We start from the raw sequence: 17,751 nt of genomic DNA, 5'->3' as shown, positions 1-17,751 counted from the left end.
TTACAGCCGCATCAGATTGGCGGCCTCTTTTTCCAGCTTGTCCCGCTTGCTTTGCAACCGTTGCAGCTCAAGCCGTTTTTCTTCTGGATCAGCGATGTCGTCGGCTGTACGCGCAGAATTTTTCAGGGTATTGATTTCAGCAAGGATGCGCTGCTGTTCCTTTTTCTGGGCAGCGGTCTGGGCCTGTTTGGTTTTGATCCCCTTCTCCAGGGAGGCCACCGAGGCGGAGAGCTTTTTCAACTGCTTCTCAAGCGCGGCCTTCTCCTGGAGCCGGGACGATTGCTCGGACTGCAGGGCGTCGGTCTGCGCCTGGGCCGATTGATTGGCCTGCTCCGCGCTGGAAAGATTGTCCTGCCGGTCCCGCAGCCGTTGTTGATAGGCGTCGGGATTGTAACTGAACAGACCACCCTGACGCGGATCGGTGGTTTGGCCGGCGCAGCCGGAGAGAACGGCGGCGACGCACAGGCAGCACAGCAGTGAAGAAAATGTTTTCATGGTCGATCTCCCAGGTTACACCGACATGCTGGCGGACATCGAGGCCAGTTCGCCGGTGCGCTTTTCCAGTTCCGTGATGTTGCCCTTGAGCGTCTCGATCTCGCTGTCCAGGGTAACGGCGTAATCGTCCTTGCCGCTCTTCCTGGCCTCGGCCGAGACCGAACCCTGGGCCTCCAACTCGGTTTTGGCCGTGGCCAGCTCTTTGTTGGCCGCCTCAAGCAGCGAATCGGTCGCCGCCTTTTGTTCCTTGAGCTTGGCTGTTCGCGCCGTCTTGTTCTTGATCTTCTTGTTCAGCGCCGCCGTTTCCTTCTGCAGGGTCGCAATCTGCTGGGAAAGATTCTGGTTGTAGGCGACAATCTCCTGATTCTTTTGCCGGGCCTGGGCGATGCACGCATCCAGCCACTCTTCTTCTTTGGCGTATTTCTCCTTCTGACCGGCAACATGATCGCCGTAGGCATAGCCGCCCACACCGCCCACCGCAGCGCCGATGGCCGCGCCGATCAGGGTGGCTTTGGTGTCGCCGCCGAGAATCTGCCCGAGCACGCCGCCGGCAACCGCGCCGATGGCCGCGCCCGTGCCCGCGCCTTCAGTCCGGGTGCGGGTTCCGTCGTCCTTGATGTTGGCGCAGCCGCTGATCGTCAACAGCATGCATAACACCACCATGACCCACGATGTTTTCCTCTTCATACTCTCTCCTTTTCTGTAAACGTAGGACTGCAACAATCGATCATTTCGTTGTTATTACCAGGTCAAGCGGGACGGCTGCCGCCTTGCTCAGGGCGCGGCCGCAGCTTCAAACAGTTGCTTCTGCCAATTTTCATCGTCGGTTCGCTTGACCTTGAGATACTCGTCGGCGTGACGACGCACCGTTGCCAGCAGCTTGCCCTGCGCCTCGGCGTTGCGCTTCTGCAAGAACTGCGTATAGCGTTCAAACCCATCCTTCACCGCTGTTTCCGAAACTGCGCCAAGCTGGCGCATCGACTCGGTGTAGGACGACATGGCCTGGGCGATGTTTTGCCGGATCTCGGTTTCCCGCTCCTTGTATTTTTCGGCGACCTCGGTGCGCTGCGAACTCAGGGCCGACTGCAGCAGGTTTTCCAAAATTGGCAGTTTCCGCGCCTCCTTGGTGATGAAAAACGCCTGTTCTCCGCCGATTTTCACCCAGGAATAGGCTGAATCCTGCTCCGCCTGCTTGATGGTGAACTGGATGTCGTTCAGAGCTGCGGCAAGCAGATCGAGTTCCTGCTGCACCGGGCCGGACGGGGCGCCGGCTCGGGTCAGTTCGTCCTTGAGCCGTTTGAGATGGCCGCTGGCGTCGCTGCCCGAAACCTGCGTTTTGGCGCTGGTTGAACTGGTCGACACCGCCGCCGGCAGGGTTTGCGCCGCGCCCTGGCGATAGGCCTCCCAGTCGTCGTTCATCTGCGCGCTCACCTGGCGGTTGGGAAACACCAGCGAGGCCAGCACCGGGCGAAAACCCAGGGTTTCTTTTTTAGCCGGAATCACCGCGTTGTTCTTCGCGTCCAGGGTGTAAAACTCCTGCTCGGTGCGCAGCGAAGAACGCAACTGATTGCCGTCGGTGAGATAATGACCGCCTTTGGAGACGTAGCCGCCGCTGCGCCCCTGGTAATACTCGATCTGATAGAGGGAATCGGTCATCTCAGCCACATTGCCGAGCATGTCGTGGAGCCCCAGGACATTGGGCTTCAGCAGCCCCGCCTTCTTGACCTTGTTGTGCGACGACGTGGGCCCTGAAAACCATTCGTATTCGGGGAGTTGCTCGAGGGGATAGGGCAATTTTCGGTCAAATCCGGCGCTGTCCACCTCGCTGCCGCCGCGCGCGGCAAACTCCCATTCAGGTTCGGTGGGCAGACGCAAAAAACCGGGCACGCCGCCGTGGGCAGGCAGTTCCTTCCGGGCGTTACCGTACAGCCATTCGTTATACTTCCGCAGGAAATCTTCGGCCTCAAACCAGGACAGATTGCGAACCGGCAGGCTGCTGTTTTCATATTCCTTGGGCGACTGCATCACCGCAAACATCTGGTCTTCGGTGACTTCGTACTTGCCGATGTAGTAGCACCAGTCTTCCGACGACGCCTGCGCGACCTTGAATGCGCCGCCTAGGGCCACGCCGGTGGGCGACTCCTTGTAACCGCCGGCCGGATCGCCCACGCGAAAACGCTTCCAGGCGTAGGACCCGGCGCCCTCGCCGATGCACACCGGTCGCAAGGCCATGGTTCTGCCGGCCGGCATGGGCAGCAGAACATCGCCCGGCTGGGGCTGGGGATTGCCGGCCGGAACTTCGGCATGGGCTAAACGGGGCAGCGGCGTGGTCAGCATCAGCATCAGCGCCAGGATCGCGTGCAGGAGGAATGTCAATCGCATGGTTGCCGCCTGTGACTGGTCAGAGTTGGGCCTTGGAATGAACAAGGGAGCAGATTGTCTGCACAGATACAATTCCTGCCGACAAAACAATGTAGAGAAATTAAAGAGGTTTCCCGGATAAAAATCAAGGCGGGGCGTCGTTTTTTTGCAACAACGCTCCAACCGCTCTTGCAGGGATGTTATTGTCGCGACCAAGGTGCCGATGCTCCGGCGAGAAAATGGCGGGTGCTTTAGATTTTTTTGCCGGAAAGATCGAACAGGTTAGGTTGCTGCATGGGAGTGGACTGAAGGGGCAGGCGGAAATGCTCGTAGGCGGCCGCAGTGGCCATCCGGCCGCGGGGGGTGCGGACGAGAAAACCGGACTGAATGAGAAAGGGTTCGTACACGTCTTCGAGTGTGGTTTTTTCCTCGCAGACGGCGGTTGACAGGGTTTCCAGGCCGATAGGGCCGCCCTGGAATTTTTCGATCAGGGTGAGAAGAATCCTGCGATCCATCTCGTCCAAACCAAGCGGATCTACATTGAGCATGGTCAGGGCCTCGTCGGCCACGGTGCGGGACACCACCGGATGCCCGCCCACCTCGGAGAAATCGCGGACCCGGCGAAGGAGACGGTTGGCTATCCGGGGCGTGCCGCGCGAACGCCGTCCCAGTTCCATGGCCCCGTCGGCGTCGATCTCCATACGGAACAGCCGGGCCGTCCGCTGGATGATCGTCACTAACTGCTCCGGGCTGTAATACTCAAGACGAAGGAGTACGCCGAACCGGTCGCGCAACGGCGGCGTCAGCAATCCGGTGCGGGTGGTGGCCCCGACCAGGGTAAAACGGGGCAGGTCCATCTTCACCGAACGGGCGCCCGGCCCCTGGCCAATGACCAGATCGAGCTGGAAATCTTCCATGGCCGGATAGAGGATCTCCTCGACCACGTGGTTGAGGCGATGGATTTCATCGATGAACAGGACGTCGCCGGCCTGCAGGCTGGTGAGGATGGCGGCCAGATCGCCGGGACGCTCAATCACCGGCCCGGAGGTAACTTTGATGCCGGCGCCCATCTCGTTGGCGATGATGTAGGCCAGGGTGGTCTTGCCCAAACCGGGAAAGCCGTGGAACAGCACATGATCCAAGGGTTCGCCGCGTTGCAGGGCCGCCTGGATGAACACCCGCAGACTCTGTTTGACCTGATCCTGGCCGATGTAGTCGTCCAGGCGGCGCGGCCGGATTTCAACGCCAACGCCCAGGTCTTCCTGGCGTTCTTCGCCGGCGATCAACCGTTTGCCGGTCAGATTCTCTTCGCGTTTCATGATTTCGTTTATTTTCCGGCCAGGGACTGCAGGGCCAGGCGGATCAGGTCTTCCACCCTGGGCGGAGCGTCCCCGCTGTGCGCCAGCTGTTTCTCAACGGCGCGCAAGGCCTGCCAGGCGGTATATTGGGGATAGCCGAGGTTGATCAGGGCGGAAGCGGCGTCGGCCATCACCTGGACCTCGCCGCTAGGGGCCGCGCCCGGCGCAGTGGTGCCGCCGGCAAAATCAACCCCGAACTCGCCGACCAGACCGCCGACCTTTTCGCCCAACTCCACACAAAGCCGCTGGGCGGTCTTCTTGCCGATGCCCGGCAGAGTCATCAGCTGGGTCACGTCCTTGGCGGTGATTGCCCGACACAGGGCCTCCACGCCGATTCCGGACAGGATGGTCTGGGCCAGTTTGGGCCCGATGCCGGAAACAGTAATCAGCAGCAAAAACAGCTCTTTCTCCTCTTTCTTGCCAAATCCGTAGAGGGTAATCGCGTCTTCGCGAACCACCGTCTGGACCAGGAGAAAACAGGAAGCGCCGGTGGTCGGCAGGGTGTCGTAGGTGCGAACAGAGATGAACACTTCGTAGCCCACGCCGCCGACGTCAAGGATCACGACGTTGGGGCTTTTGACGAGCACAAGGCCGTTGAGCGAGGCAATCATCGGCAGACGCTGGCAGGTTGAGTCAGGGAGGGGAACAGCGGGCGAAGCCGCCGCTGGTTCATGCGCCGCATCTTCCGCTGTAGGCAGCGTGATGGGCGTGGCAGATGGCCACGGCCAGGGCGTCGGAGGCGTCTTTGGACGGCGACGAATTCAACTGCAACAGGGTCTGCACCATGTGCTGCACCTGTCCTTTTTCCGCCTGTCCATACCCGGCCACCGCTTGTTTGACCTTGCGGGCCGGGTAATCGAACACGGTGAGATTATTGTGCATGGCCGCCACCACCGCGGCTCCCCGCGCGTGCCCGAGCTTCAGGGCCGAACGCGGGTTGCGGTCGACAAAAATGTCTTCCACCGCAGCCACCACCGGTTGATGGATGCTGATCACCTCGCACAGATCCTCAAAGATGGTCAGCAGGCGCCGGGAAAAATCGGTTTCCTCGCCGGTGCGGATGGTGCCGCAGGCGACAAAACCGATTTCATGGCCCTGGGCGGCAATCACGCCGTACCCCGTAATCCGCGATCCCGGATCAATGCCTAGAATCCGCATCCAATCCCACGCGCAACGATCATCAGGACAACAACTCCATCAGGTCGTCGGCGATGTCGAAGTTGGCGTGCACCTTCTGGACGTCGTCGTGATCCTCAAGATTTTCCAGCAGACGCAACAACGAGCGGGCCGCCTTTTCCTCGGTCACCTCGATGCTGTTCTTCGGCACCATCGACAGGGTCGCCTCGGAGAACTTGACCTTGCCTTTTTCCAACTGGTCGACCACGTCGTTGAAGGCCTCCGGGGCGGTGATGATCTGGAAGCTGTCTTCTTCCTCGACCACGTCCTCGGCGCCTGCCTCCAGGGCCAGATCCATCAATTCGTCTTCAGCCACGCCGTCTTTGTCGACCGAGAGCGTGCCTTTTTTGTCGAACATCCAGGCCACGCAGCCGGACTCGCCCAGGTTGCCGCCGCTCTTAGCGAAGAAATGGCGTATGTCGGCAACAGTGCGGTTTTTGTTGTCGGTCATGGTCTCCACTAAGACGGCAACGCCGCCGGGACCGTAGCCCTCGTAGAGAATTTCCTCGTATATTGCGCCGCCCAGGTCGCCGGTGCCCTTTTTGATGGCCCGGTCGATGTTTTCCTTGGGCATGTTCTCGCCCTTGGCTGCGGTGACTGCGCTGCGCAAGCGCGGGTTGCCGTCAATGTCGCCGCCGCCCATGCGCGCGGCAATGGTGATTTCCTTGATCAGCTTGGTGAAAATCTTGCCGCGCTTGGCGTCATTGGCCCCTTTCTTGCGCTTGATCGTGCTCCACTTTGAATGTCCCGACACGCTCTGACTCCTTGAATGAATAATATCGTACAGTTGCTTGGATACAATTTATCTCGCCCGACGAAACCCGCGCCCCAGCACAAAAACCTCCCGGCTTTCGTTCCGCGAGCTTTTGGGTTTCACCACCTTGACGGTTGTAAACAACGGTTTGCATTCCTGGAGAAATTCGGGAAAATCCTCTCCCTGAAAGACCTTGCAGTAAAACGTGCCGTTTTCATGCAGGAATATTGCGGACAACTCAAGAACGCGCCGCACCAGCCTCAGCGACTGCTGATGATCGGCATACTGGCTGCCCGTGGTTCGCGGCGCCATGTCGCTGAGCACCACGTGAAACCCCGGCCAGTGCTGTTTCAGATAATCGACGAACTCCTCCGAATACACATCATAACAGAGCCAATGGATTTCGGCATGGGGTTTTTGAACCGGGATGTCGGTGCGTTGCAAATCCGCCGCCACCACCACGCCTTTCTCGCCAATCACGCCGGAGGCGTATAAACTCCAGCTGCCGGGATGGCAGCCCAGATCCAGCACCCGCTGCCCGCCTTTCAGAAACTTGTGCTTCAACTGGGCTTCTTCCAGCTTGTACACCGACCGGGCCGGGTAATTTTCTTTTTTTGCTTTCTTGAAGTAGTAATCCTGTTCGTCGCGCATCTGCCCTTCCTTTACGTTTCCGCCGGTTACAGCGAATTATTGACAACTATTTCCCTGGCCAGCCGCAGAGCCCCGGCAACGTCGGTCACCCGACCCTCCATCCGCGCCTCCTCAATGGCCGCGAGGATGGTTTTGAAGATCGGTCCCGGCGCGAGCCCCAGGGTTTCGATCAGTTGCCGACCGGTGAGCAGCGGCGGCGCGGCGGCCACCGGCGCGACGTGTTCGAGGCGAACCCGATCCAGCGTCCGGTACAGCGCGGCCAGTTCCGCTTCCATGCCCTCGATCCGCTCCACGCCCTGCCCGGCCAGGCTGTCGGCCATGGCCAGCAGAAACAGCCCCGGCAGATCGGCTCCGGCCTTGCGGACCATGCGGATCGAGGCGCGCAGGGTCAGGCCGCCGGCGCGGGCGACGTTGGCCAGGTGAAATGGCCGCATATGGCCGTCAATCAGATGGGCCACCCGCTCCCGGTCGTCGTTGCTCCACCGTAGCCGCAAGGCAAAACCGCGGAACATCTCGGCCCCGACCCGGTCATGATTGTAAAAGGTGATGCGGTCGCCCTTGTCCGGCCGTAGGACACAGGTGGCCGGCTTGCCCAGATCGTGAAGCAGCGCGGCCCAATGCAGGCGACGGCGCTGACCTTCGCCGGCGCAATAGGCGGCAAGACCGTCGCCCTCTTCCGGAAACCAACGGCCCGGAGCCGCCGTGATCTGCTCCATCCAGCGCAGAGCCTCCAGGTTGTGCCGAAAAACGTCAAGATGATGACTTTTGGGCTGCTCCAGACCGACCCCGGCAATCAACTCGGGAACCACGATCCACAACAGACCGGCGTCGGCCATGGCGCACACCGCCGCATGTCCGTTGCCCGAGGCCATGATCAGGTCCATTTCGTGGGCCACCCGCTCGGGCGCTGGCCGGGACAGCAGTTCGGCCTGCCGCTCCACCAGCGCCAGGGTGGCGGCGTCGACCGCAAACCCCAGGGTGGCGGCAAAACGAAACACCCGCAACAGGCGGAGCGGATCGCTTGCGAAACTCTCGACGCTGGCCGCCCGAATCACGCCCCTTGCCAGATCTTCACGGCCGCCGGTGGGATCGATCAGCGGGACAGCCGCGTCCAGAGCCTGGGGATCAAGCAGCAACGGGTCAAGGCGCACGGCAAGGGCGTTAAGCGTCAGATCGCGGCGGACAAGATCCTCGTCAATGGTCGTCGCGCCCTGACGGAAGGAGGAAAAATCAATGGTCGTCCGGCGGCTGACCACCCGCGCCGCGTCCTCGTCGCGGCCCAGAGGCACATAGGCGCCGCCGCTCAGGGTCGCCAATTTGCCGGCCCAAAGGCTTGCCCCGCCGGCCACGGTGAGGTCGATATCCTCGGGCGTCTTGCCCAGCAGCAGATCGCGCGCCGCGCCGCCGGCCAGGTAGAGTTCGCCTCCCAGCTCCCGCGCAAGGGTGGTCAACTGGATCTGCAGCCACGCCGGCAACACCGCCAGAATCCGCCGCCGGGTCAGGGTTTCTTGCGCCTGCGCCACAGCCTAAATCCGCCAGAGTTGGGCATCGTCGTCGGCCAGCGGTGCAAAACGCTGATGCACAATCGATGCGCCCTTGTCGATCATCACTTCGGCCTCCGGGGGTTCGTCCGCGACCTTTTTGCCGTAGCGCACCACCAGCCCAGCCAGCCGGCGCAGCACCTCGGCCTCGTCAGGCCAACCGGGGGCCTGAAGGCCTGCATGCCGCAGCAAACCAAGCGGACCGGGCCGCACGGTCATGCGCAGCAGCCAGTCGTCCGGGCCGCGCATTTTTTCCAGGCGAATGTTCTCCCGCTCGTCGCGGCCGAGAATAAACCAAAGGTCGTCGCCAAGCTTGAACTGCCGTCCCACGCTGAGCAGGCGGACGTCGCCTACGGCCCGCGCCTCGCCAAAGGAAAAGAGACCGTTGTAGAAATGCTTGATCCGCGCGGCCAGATTAGGGTCAGTGAGCATGCAGCCGCCGGCCGGGGTCGGGTATTCGGTTATGCCCATTTCAGCAGCCAGGAGTTTTTGCTGCCGCCGGCCCCGCCCGGAAAAGCCGTACAGCCGTTCCCGATCCACCAGACCCTCGGTTTCAGCCGGGGTCGGCGCCATCAGCTTGGCGCTCAGCGGCCGCAGCAGCAGCCCGCTGCAGCCGGAGTCGCGCTCAATCACCCGCAGCGTGTCCCGCCGCTGCGACATCGGCCGCTGCCCGAGCACCTCGCCGGTGACCAGGAACGAGGCGGAGTACATCGGCATCAATTCGCGAGCCCGACGCAGCATCAGAATTTTGCAGTCGATGCAGGGGTTGAAATGCTTGCCAAATCCATGGACCGGATTTTCCAGCAGGCGCAGATAGCCCTCGCTGACGTCGACCAGCTCCACCTCCAGGCCGTATTTGGCCTGCATGGAGCGGGCGTATTCTTCACGGCGATCCAGCAATTCGTGATCGAAAAACGGGGTCACAAATTTGAGAGCAATCACCCGCACCCCCTGATCGGCAACCACCCGGCAGGCCAGGATTGAATCCAGGCCGCCGGAAAACAAACCCAAGGCAACTCGCTTGTTCACGCCAATTTCCTCGTGTTGCCGCGTTCAATCAATTCGCCGGCAAAGGCCAGGGTCTGGGCGGTGGGATGTTCGCCGCCCAGCATCCGCGCCAGCTCGCCGACCCGCGCCTCTTTGCCCAAGGGGTTGATCACCGTGCGGGTGCGGCCGTTTTCGACCTGCTTTTCCACCTTGAAATGGAGATCGGCCCAGGCGGCGATCTGCGGCAGATGGGTAATGCACAGCACCTGATGATGTCCGGCCAGCTCGCCGATTTTTTCCGCCACCGCCTCGGCGGCCTGCCCGCCTATTCCGGCGTCGACCTCGTCAAAAATCACGGTGTCCACCTGATCGCGACGGGCCAGCAGACATTTCATCGCCAGCATCAACCGCGACAGTTCGCCGCCGGAAACGATCTTGGCAAGCGGCTTGGCCGGCTCGCCGGGATTGGCCGAAAAAAGAAACTCGACATTGTCGCGGCCGGTGCTGTGAATGCCGTCCATTCCCAGCCCCTCCGGCTCGGTCACCGCCACCCGGAACACCGCCTGGGGAAAGCTAAGCGAAGCCAGTTCTTTTTCCATGCCCGCCTCCAGCCGCTTGGCCGCCTCCCGACGCGCCTGGGTCAGTTCGGCGGCGCGGAGCAGGGCCTCGGTGGAGATCTCCTCCAGCCGCACCTCGGCCCGGGCAATCTCCTGCTCCAAGCTGTCCAGCAGGGCGAGATTGGCTTCAGCCCCGGCGGCAAAGGCAATCACCTCTTCAAGCGTGGGTCCGTATTTGCGCTGCAGCTGCTTCAACTCGGCCAGCCGTCCGGAAATCAGATCGAGCCGGGATGGGTCCATGGGGATTTCGTCGAGATATTTTTGCAGGGCGGCGTCCAGATCCTCCAGCTCAAAGCCGGCGGCGCCGATCCGTTCGGACAACGGCGCAAGCCCGGCGTCCAGGCCTGCGGCGTGGCCGATGTGTTTGCGGACGTCGGCCAGGTTGCCCACCATGCCCGACAACAGCCGGCTGCCGGCGCCGACCAGCCGCAGCAAGGCGTCGGAGGATTTCAACTGCTCGCGTTCGCGCAGCAGCTGCTCGTCTTCGCCGGCGACCGGGCCGCACTTGCGGATTTCCTCAAGCTGGAAGCGAAGAAAATCTCGTTGTTGTTCCTTGTCCTGCTCCTTCTCCTGCAGTTGCCGCAACTCGGAAGAGGCCTGCTGCCACCGATGAAACAATTTGCCGAACTGCTGCCGCAGCCCCCGGAGTTCGCCGAAAACGTCAAGATAGTCGAGGTGATTGCGGGCGTTGAGCAGTTGCTGGTGGTCGTGTTGACTGGCGATGTTGATCAACCCGGCGGTCAACTCGCCGGACAGCCGGGTGGTGACCGACTGATCGTTAACGTACACCTTAGACCGTCCCTCCCGGGTGAGCACCCGGCGAACAATGCAGGAGGAACCGTCTTTGAGCGAATGTTCGCTGAGCAATCCATTAAGCTCGGCGTGATCGGGACGAATTGTAAAAACCGCCTCGATCCCAGCCTGCTCGCAGTCGTTGCGCACCCAGGAGGCCGCGCCCCGGCCCCCGGTCAGCAGATTGATCGCCTGAAGAATGATCGACTTGCCGGCGCCGGTCTCGCCGGTCAACACGATCAGGCCGGTTTGTTGCGCCGTCAGATCGAGATGAAGGGAATCGATCAGGGCCAGATTATGTACTCGAAGTTCCTGCAACATGGTCGTTTCATGGCAAAAGGGGCGGGCCGAAAAGGCGACATTATCCTTGACGCCCAGGGGGCAAAAATGTATCGTATTGAAGATACATGTAAAATTCAGCAGTCCGGAGGGACGAGATGATGGAACCGCAACAGCTCAGCGCCAGCCTCGAAGACTACATCGAGGCCATCTACCATATCATTACGGATAAACAGGTGGCCCGGGGAAAAGACATTTCCGCCCGCCTGTCCGTGAGCGGCGCTTCGGTCACCGAGGCGTTACGGGCTCTCTCCAGAAAGGGGTTGATCAACTACGCCCCGTATGAGGTCATCACCTTGACCGCCGAGGGACGGTTGATTGCCGAGGACGTCATCCTTCGCCACAACTCGTTGAAACAATTCTTCATTGATGTGCTGGCTATTGAGGAGCCCCTTGCCGAAGAGGGCGCTTGCAAAATCGAACACACCGCGCCGCCAAAAATCATCGGCCGGATGGTCGATTTCATCAAATTCCTTGAGATTTGCCCCCGGGGCGGCAAGGACCTGATCAGCGGCTTTGCCAATTTCTGCCAGCAGGGCCGAACCCCGGACAGCTGCGCCGCCTGCGTCTCGCACTGCATGGACGGCAAACCAGCCCCGATTGAGAAATAGGCCATGCCCTTCGGAAGTTTTGCCGCTTCCCGCATTCCAATCCGCTATATTAGCATACCTCGCCGGCGGCGCAATGGATACCTCTCCCGCACCTTTTCCTTTTACGGCGCCTGAACGCTATGCCTGTCTATGAATTCACCGCCCTGACCGTTGCGGGCAAAAAGCTCAAAGGAGTGCTCGACGCGGACTCGCTGACCGCCGCACGGCAGAAAATTCGCGGCCAGGGGCACTATCCGGTGGACATCAAAGAGACCTCGACCCGAGGCGAGAAAACGCCCTTCTTCTCGCGACAACTCGGGCAGAGCGTCAAACAACAGGAGATCCACATCGCCACCCGGCAATTGGCCACCCTGCTGGGCGCCGGCATTCCGCTGGTGCCGGCCCTGGCCGGATTGACCGAACAAACCGCCAATCGTTCGCTTAAAACCGTGCTCGCCCAGATCAAGGACGCGGTCAACGAGGGCAACGCGCTGACCACCGCCCTGGCCGAGCATCCCCGGCTGTTCTCAAAAATCTACGTCAACATGGTGCGCGCCGGCGAGGCCTCCGGTTCGCTTGACGTGGTGCTCGAACGACTGGCGGAGTTCGGCGAAAACCAGCACGCCATCCGCAGCCGGGTCAAGGCCGCCCTGCTCTATCCGATTTTCATGGCCGTGGTTGGGACTGTCGTCCTGTTTCTGCTGATCACCTTTATCGTGCCCAGCATCACCTCGGTTTTTGAGGGCACCCAACAGGCCCTGCCCCTGCCGACCATCATCCTCATCAGTCTCAGCACCGTGCTCAAACAGTTCTGGTGGGCGGTGCTGGCTCTCGCGTTCGGCGCCGGCGCCGGCATTCGCTGGTATATCGCCACAGCCGACGGCAGGCGACGCTGGGACACCCTCAAGCTCACCTTCCCCGGCCTGCGCGACCTCAGCATCAAAACAGCTTCCGCCCTGTTCAGCCGCACCCTGGCCAGCTTGCTCCAATCGGGCGTGCCCCTGGTGGCCTCGTTGGAGATCGTCAAGAACATCCTCGACAACGTCATTCTGGCCGAACAAATCAGCGAAGCCTGCGACGAACTGGAAAAAGGAGCCAGCTTGTCCCAATTTTTCAAGGGCGGCAAATGGTTTCCGCCGATGTTGGTGCAGATGATGGCGGTGGGCGAACAGAGCGGTTCCCTGGACAAGATGCTGGCCAAGGCGGCGGACAGTTACGAGAAGGAGGTGGAGACAAAAATCCTGGCGCTGACCTCAATGATCGAGCCAGTGATGATCCTCGCCATGGGCATGGTGGTCAGCTTCATCGTGGTGTCGATTCTGCTGCCCATTTTTGAAATGAACCAACTGATCAGGTAACCCGGAAGACCTCTTCCAAAGTAGTCAACCCTGCCAGCACCTTGCGCAGCCCATCCTGGCGCAGGCTCAACATGCCGGTCGCCAGCGAAGAAAGCGCCTGCTTTTTGATCTGGCCCGCGTCCGAAGTGGTCAAAATCAAACTTTTCATTGCCGGCGTCAGGCTCATCAGCTCAAAAATTCCGATCCGCCCCTTGTACCCGGTTTGCAGACATTGGACGCAACCGGCCCCACGGTACAGTTTCTTATCTGCAAACTTGATCGGCGACAAACCCACCCGTTCCAGATAGGCGTTGGCGGGCGTGTACGCCTCGCGGCAATGCGGGCAGATCTTGCGCACCAGCCGTTGGGCCATGATGGCGTTGACCGCCGAGGAAACCAGAAACGGCTCCACGCCCATGTCGATCAGTCGGGTGATGGCGCTGGCCGCGTCGTTGGTGTGCAGGGTGGAGAACACGAGATGACCGGTCAGGGCTGATTGAATGGCGATCTCGGCGGTTTCAACGTCGCGGATCTCGCCGACCAGAATCACGTCCGGGTCCTGGCGGACGATGGTGCGCAGCCCGCTTGCAAAGGTGAGCCCGATCTTGGGGTTGACCTGCACCTGACTGATGCCGTTCATCTGGTATTCGATCGGGTCCTCAACGGTGATGATGTTGATGTCCGCGTTGTTGAGGATGCCCAGGGCCGAATAGAGGGTGGTGGTCTTGCCGCTGCCGGTTGGACCGGTCACCAGGATGATCCCGTGCGGGGCCTTGAGCATCCGCATAAAGTGGTTGAGATCGTCCTTGGACAAGCCCAAATCCTCCAGCGGCACCAGCGAACTCGATTTGTCGAGCAACCGCATGACCACCCGCTCGCCAAAGCTGGTCGGCAGAGTCGACACCCGGATGTCGATGTTCTTGTCGGCCAGACGAATCTCGATTCGTCCGTCCTGGGGCAACCGTTTCTCAGCGATGTCCATCTTGGCCATGATCTTGAGGCGCGAGATCAGCTTGCCCTGCACGTGCCGCGGCGGCGAGTACATGTCGTAGAGGATGCCGTCGACCCGCTTGCGAATCTTGATCCGGTCCTTGTAGGACTCGATGTGGATGTCGCTGGCCCCGTCGCGCACCGCCTGGGAGAGCACCAGATTGACCAGCTTGATCACCGGGGCGTCGCTGGTGTCGTCGAGCAGATCGGCGGTTTCCTCGATCTCGGAGAGGATGCTTTCCGGATCGTCCTCGTCCATGTCCTGCATCACCCGGTCGGCGGCGTCCTTGCGGGTGGTGTCGTAGGCGGCGTTGATGGCGACGAAAATCTCGTTTTGCGGGGTCAACACGGTCCGTATCCCTTCCCACTGCAACAGGCGCTGCAGATCGTCCGCCTGCTGAAAGTAAAACGGTTCGGCCAGGGCAATGTACGAGGCCTCGGGCGTGGCTATCGGCATCATCTTAAATTTTTTTAAAAACCCGATGGGCACCCGCGGCACAAAAAAAGGATCAGGATCGGTGGGCAGACTGTGCACCACGTCCAACCCGCATTGCAGGCTGCGGGCGCTGAGCAGATCGTCTTCGCTGATCTTGCGCAACTGAATCAGAATTTCGCCGATGCGGCCGCCCTTTTCCCGCTGCACCGCCAACGCCGCCTCGATGCTTTCTGCGGCAACCCCGAATGTTTCCCGCAGGACTTCCCCTAAGAGCCGCATGGTCGATCCACCTCCGGGCGCATCCTCAAATGCCCTTGCCGTTGGCCAGTTGCAGACGCTTGAGGCCAGCCCTGGCAATCGCCTTCATGGACTCTTCCCCCGTCTGTCCGCCTGCTTGCCCGCCTTGACCTTCTTGGCCCGCTTGCTGCGGCAAGGCCAACACCCGACGATACAGGGCCTCCGCCTCAGCCTTCTTCCCCTCTCGTTCGCAGACCGTGGCCAGATTGATCAGGGCCGCGCCGTTGTTGGGATCGTTCTTCAAGGCCTGTTCAAAATACTCCCGGGCTCGGCGCAGATCATTCTGCTGCAGTTTGGCAAAGCCGATGTCCGAGAGGGCCACGCTCTGCGCCGCGTTGGTGTCCGGAGGATGAAAGAACTGATCGGCAATGTCGCCGGGTTCCTTGTGCAGTGCCTCCATAGTATGCCGTTTTTTCTGATACAAATCAGCCAACTCCGCAGGATTTTCAACAATATGCGGCGTAATGAATATATACAGGTTGGTCTTTTCCTGATAGTTGCCGCGTGACTTGAACAGCCAGCCGAGTCCGGGAATGTCGCCCAGAATCGGCACCTTGTATTCGCCGGAGGTGGTGTCCTGACCGATCATGCCGCCGATGACCACGGTCTGTTCATTATGGACCACCACCGTGGTGTCGGCGGTGCGGGTAAAGGTGGAAGGCGTGCTGGTCGCTTCCGTATCCTTCAGCTTAATAACCTCAACCCCGATCTCCAGGCGGATCACTTCCGCCTGATTGACCTGGGGGGTGATGGTCAAACTGGTGGCCACATCCTTGTACTCATAGTTGGTGTAGTCCTGGGTCGAGTCCGTGGTGTTTTTGCTGGTAATGTAAGGGACGTTTTCACCCACCTTGATGGAGGCCTTTTTATTGTCCGTGGTCAAAATCTGCGGGGTGGCGATCACATTAACGTCGTCGTCGCTCTTGTAAGCATTGACCACCGCGCCAAGGTTAGGAAAGGTGACGTCGCCGATGGTTATGCCTTCCTCAAGGATGCCCAGGGTAAAACCAGGCGGCAGGGAGCCGGTGGCCAACCCATCCAGGGCGTTGTAGGAGGAGGTGGCGTTGCCGCTGAACCCTCCTTGGACATGACCCTCGCGGTCGGCCCACTGCACGCCGATGTTGAAATCCTTGGTAACCTTCACCTCCATGATCAGGGCTTCCAGATAGACCATGCGCCGGGGGATGTCGAGCTTCTTGACCACATCCTCCACCACCTCGTATTCCTCGCGGGGGCCGGTGATGATTAAGGCGTTGGTTTCCTTGTCGGCCACGATCTTGATGTCCTTGGAGATTGCCGGCGCAGAAGGGGCGCCGGTCGCCTTGCCGCTGCTGGCCTCGGTACTTTTTCCGCCCGATTTTTCATCGGGCAGATTCATCAGCACCTTAACCAGCTCTTCGGCGTTGGCGTGCTGCAGGTAGAGCACCCGCAAATTCCCTTCTTTTCTGGGCACATCCGTGTCCAACTGCTGAACCAGATTGCGCACCCGCGCAACCGAGGCCTTGGAGGCAAAAACAATCAGGGCGTTGGTGCGCTCAAAGGGGATGACCTTGACGGTTTCCGGACGCACCCCTTTTTGCGCCGGAGCGGCCGCAAACAATGGGGTCAAGGCCTTGGACACGCTTTCGACCGAGGCGTGCCGCAGGGGAATAATGACCATTTCCTCGCTGTCCGAGGGCACGTCCACGGCCCTGATGATTTCCTGCAAGCGGTTGATGTTGGAATAAAAATCGGTGAGAATGATCATGCCCGAATTGGCGTGGGCAATCAGAACGCTGTTTTTGGAAACCAGAGGCGTCAACAGGTTCTTCACTTCCTCGGCGTTGGCGTATTTGAGGGAGATGATCTGGGTGACAATCTTGTCTTCCCCGGAGGGCAGCTCGCCTTCGCGCACCGTGGCGATGTTTTTTGACCGCGCCGCCGCCGACGGCACGATCTTGGTCACCGAACCGCTGGGGATGGCGGCAAAGCCATGCACCTCAAGCACGGACTCAAACACCCGATAGGCGTCTTCCTCGGAGATCCGGGTGGGCGAGATGACCGTGATTTTGCCCTTCACCTCCCGGTCGACGATGAAGTTTTTCTGAGTCAACTCACTGATGTATTTAATAAAAAGATTGATATCAACGTCATTGAAGTCGATGGTGACAAACCGCTGCGTTCCACTGCCCTCCTGCTGCACTATTTTGGGATTCGCGGCGCCAAGCGGTCCAATGCACACCAGCAGAAACACGAGGAAGAGCAGCAGTGCGCCGCCGGTCAAAACGGATTTTCTCATAGTCGTTCACATCTCAGATGAGCAGTTTTTGGGGTCCAGCCTGCTGTTGTTCGTTGCGGCGCGGTCTGTGCACGGCGCGCCCATCTATTTCGTCGGCTGCTGATCAGCGTCATTCTCGGTCTCTCTGGCCTGCGGGGGGGCGCTTTCGTCGTCAGGCACGGGTTGAACGTCAACGCTTGGTTCCGGCTCAGACTCGGGCGGCTTGTCTTCATTGGGAGCGGCGGCAGGCGGGGGATTGGCGCCGCGGAAGCTGATCCGTCGACGCGGCATGGCCTCCGGGGCCTGACGCTCGACGGCCCTGTCCGGGGCGGCGCTGGGGGCGGCCATTGCCGGGGCTGCGGCCGCAGGTTTTCCGGCTCGTTCCGGTCGCTGGCCGTCTTCCTGGGGATCCTTGATGTTGAGGACCTCTTCCCGACCATTGACCTGCAGCACCACCTTGCCCCTGCTGATCCGGGTAATGATGGCCCCTTGGATTTCACTGCCCACCTGATAGAGATCTTCCAGTTGATTTTTTTCGTCCCGGATGATTGCCCGCGCGTCGTCCTTGGCGCCGGTCACGGTGCCGAGCAAGGCCAGATGCAGTTTGGTTTCGGCCAAATCATCCAACTGCGCCTGCGACTCGTCGCCTGCGGCCTGATCGCCCGACTCCAGCGCCGCCTTAAAAATATTCCTGGTCAGAATCACCTGATAATCGTTGGCCGCTGGCGTCTCTTCTTCCCCTTCCGACTGCGGCTGCGGCAGGGCGGCGGCAG

16 protein-coding genes are annotated in these 17,751 nt (G+C 60.6%); 2 read left to right on the top strand and 14 right to left on the bottom strand.

All coding sequences use genetic code 11. The features are described 5' to 3' along the window. The 11 genes from RCH93_RS08055 to recN form a co-directional block, all read right to left on the bottom strand. Positions 1–495, bottom strand: a complete 495-nt coding sequence (locus RCH93_RS08055; protein WP_306547836.1) for a hypothetical protein — start codon at positions 493–495, stop codon at positions 1–3. A 15-nt stretch (positions 496–510) separates the two neighbouring features. Then, on the bottom strand, positions 511–1,182 hold the full coding sequence (locus tag RCH93_RS08050; protein WP_306547835.1) for a glycine zipper 2TM domain-containing protein: 672 nt from the start codon (positions 1,180–1,182) through the stop codon (positions 511–513). An 87-nt stretch (positions 1,183–1,269) separates the two neighbouring features. After that, positions 1,270–2,877, bottom strand: coding sequence for an SUMF1/EgtB/PvdO family nonheme iron enzyme (locus RCH93_RS08045; RefSeq protein ID WP_306547834.1), 1,608 nt, complete (start codon positions 2,875–2,877; stop codon positions 1,270–1,272). Between the two features lie 230 nt (positions 2,878–3,107). Next, positions 3,108–4,175 carry a Holliday junction branch migration DNA helicase RuvB gene (ruvB, locus tag RCH93_RS08040; RefSeq protein ID WP_306547833.1) on the bottom strand — a complete coding sequence of 356 codons (1,068 nt, stop codon included), beginning with the start codon at positions 4,173–4,175 and terminating at the stop codon, positions 3,108–3,110. Between the two features lie 8 nt (positions 4,176–4,183). Continuing rightward, positions 4,184–4,825: a Holliday junction branch migration protein RuvA gene (ruvA, locus tag RCH93_RS08035; RefSeq protein WP_306547832.1), complete on the bottom strand. Its 642-nt coding sequence runs from the start codon at positions 4,823–4,825 to the stop codon at positions 4,184–4,186. 58 nt (positions 4,826–4,883) lie between these two features. Next, positions 4,884–5,372, bottom strand: coding sequence for a crossover junction endodeoxyribonuclease RuvC (gene ruvC, locus RCH93_RS08030; protein ID WP_306547831.1), 489 nt, complete (start codon positions 5,370–5,372; stop codon positions 4,884–4,886). A 22-nt stretch (positions 5,373–5,394) separates the two neighbouring features. Next, the gene (locus tag RCH93_RS08025; protein ID WP_306547830.1) at positions 5,395–6,144 is read right to left on the bottom strand and encodes a YebC/PmpR family DNA-binding transcriptional regulator; all 750 of its coding nucleotides are present in this window, start codon (positions 6,142–6,144) and stop codon (positions 5,395–5,397) included. A gap of 48 nt (positions 6,145–6,192) precedes the next feature. Then, positions 6,193–6,795: an RlmE family RNA methyltransferase gene (locus RCH93_RS08020; RefSeq protein WP_306547829.1), complete on the bottom strand. Its 603-nt coding sequence runs from the start codon at positions 6,793–6,795 to the stop codon at positions 6,193–6,195. A gap of 26 nt (positions 6,796–6,821) precedes the next feature. After that, a complete protein-coding gene (locus tag RCH93_RS08015; RefSeq protein ID WP_306547828.1) occupies positions 6,822–8,318 on the bottom strand; it encodes a CCA tRNA nucleotidyltransferase in 1,497 nt (498 codons plus the stop codon). Positions 8,319–8,321: 3 nt separating this feature from the next. Next, positions 8,322–9,365 carry a thiamine biosynthesis protein gene (locus RCH93_RS08010; RefSeq protein ID WP_306547827.1) on the bottom strand — a complete coding sequence of 348 codons (1,044 nt, stop codon included), beginning with the start codon at positions 9,363–9,365 and terminating at the stop codon, positions 8,322–8,324. After that, positions 9,362–11,053 carry a DNA repair protein RecN gene (gene recN / locus RCH93_RS08005; protein WP_306547826.1) on the bottom strand — a complete coding sequence of 564 codons (1,692 nt, stop codon included), beginning with the start codon at positions 11,051–11,053 and terminating at the stop codon, positions 9,362–9,364. Before recN ends, RCH93_RS08010 begins: the two co-directional genes overlap by 4 nt. Positions 11,054–11,169: 116 nt before the next feature. Between recN and RCH93_RS08000 the strand changes: the two genes are divergently transcribed. Further along, on the top strand, positions 11,170–11,682 hold the full coding sequence (locus RCH93_RS08000; protein WP_306547825.1) for a metal-dependent transcriptional regulator: 513 nt from the start codon (positions 11,170–11,172) through the stop codon (positions 11,680–11,682). Between the two features lie 119 nt (positions 11,683–11,801). Continuing rightward, positions 11,802–13,019 (top strand): type II secretion system inner membrane protein GspF, encoded by a 1,218-nt coding sequence (gspF, locus tag RCH93_RS07995; RefSeq protein WP_306547824.1) that lies wholly within the window; start codon positions 11,802–11,804, stop codon positions 13,017–13,019. On the opposite strand, the gene gspE is transcribed toward gspF, so the two are convergent. The 3 genes from gspE to RCH93_RS07980 form a co-directional block, all read right to left on the bottom strand. Continuing rightward, positions 13,012–14,703, bottom strand: a complete 1,692-nt coding sequence (gspE, locus tag RCH93_RS07990; protein WP_306547823.1) for a type II secretion system ATPase GspE — start codon at positions 14,701–14,703, stop codon at positions 13,012–13,014. The two genes, gspF and gspE, sit on opposite strands and share 8 nt — an antisense overlap. Positions 14,704–14,728: 25 nt before the next feature. Continuing rightward, positions 14,729–16,999 carry a type II secretion system secretin GspD gene (gene gspD, locus RCH93_RS07985; RefSeq protein WP_306547822.1) on the bottom strand — a complete coding sequence of 757 codons (2,271 nt, stop codon included), beginning with the start codon at positions 16,997–16,999 and terminating at the stop codon, positions 14,729–14,731. A gap of 84 nt (positions 17,000–17,083) precedes the next feature. Further along, a partial coding sequence (locus RCH93_RS07980; protein WP_306547821.1) for a type II secretion system protein N occupies positions 17,084–17,751 on the bottom strand: 668 nt, incomplete at its 5' end.

It is taken from the genome of Desulfobulbus sp., from assembly GCF_030824455.1.
Taxonomy (GTDB): domain Bacteria; phylum Desulfobacterota; class Desulfobulbia; order Desulfobulbales; family Desulfobulbaceae; genus Desulfobulbus.
Note: the sequence above shows the minus strand (reverse complement) of the source record. Positions and strands in the feature narration are given on the sequence as shown.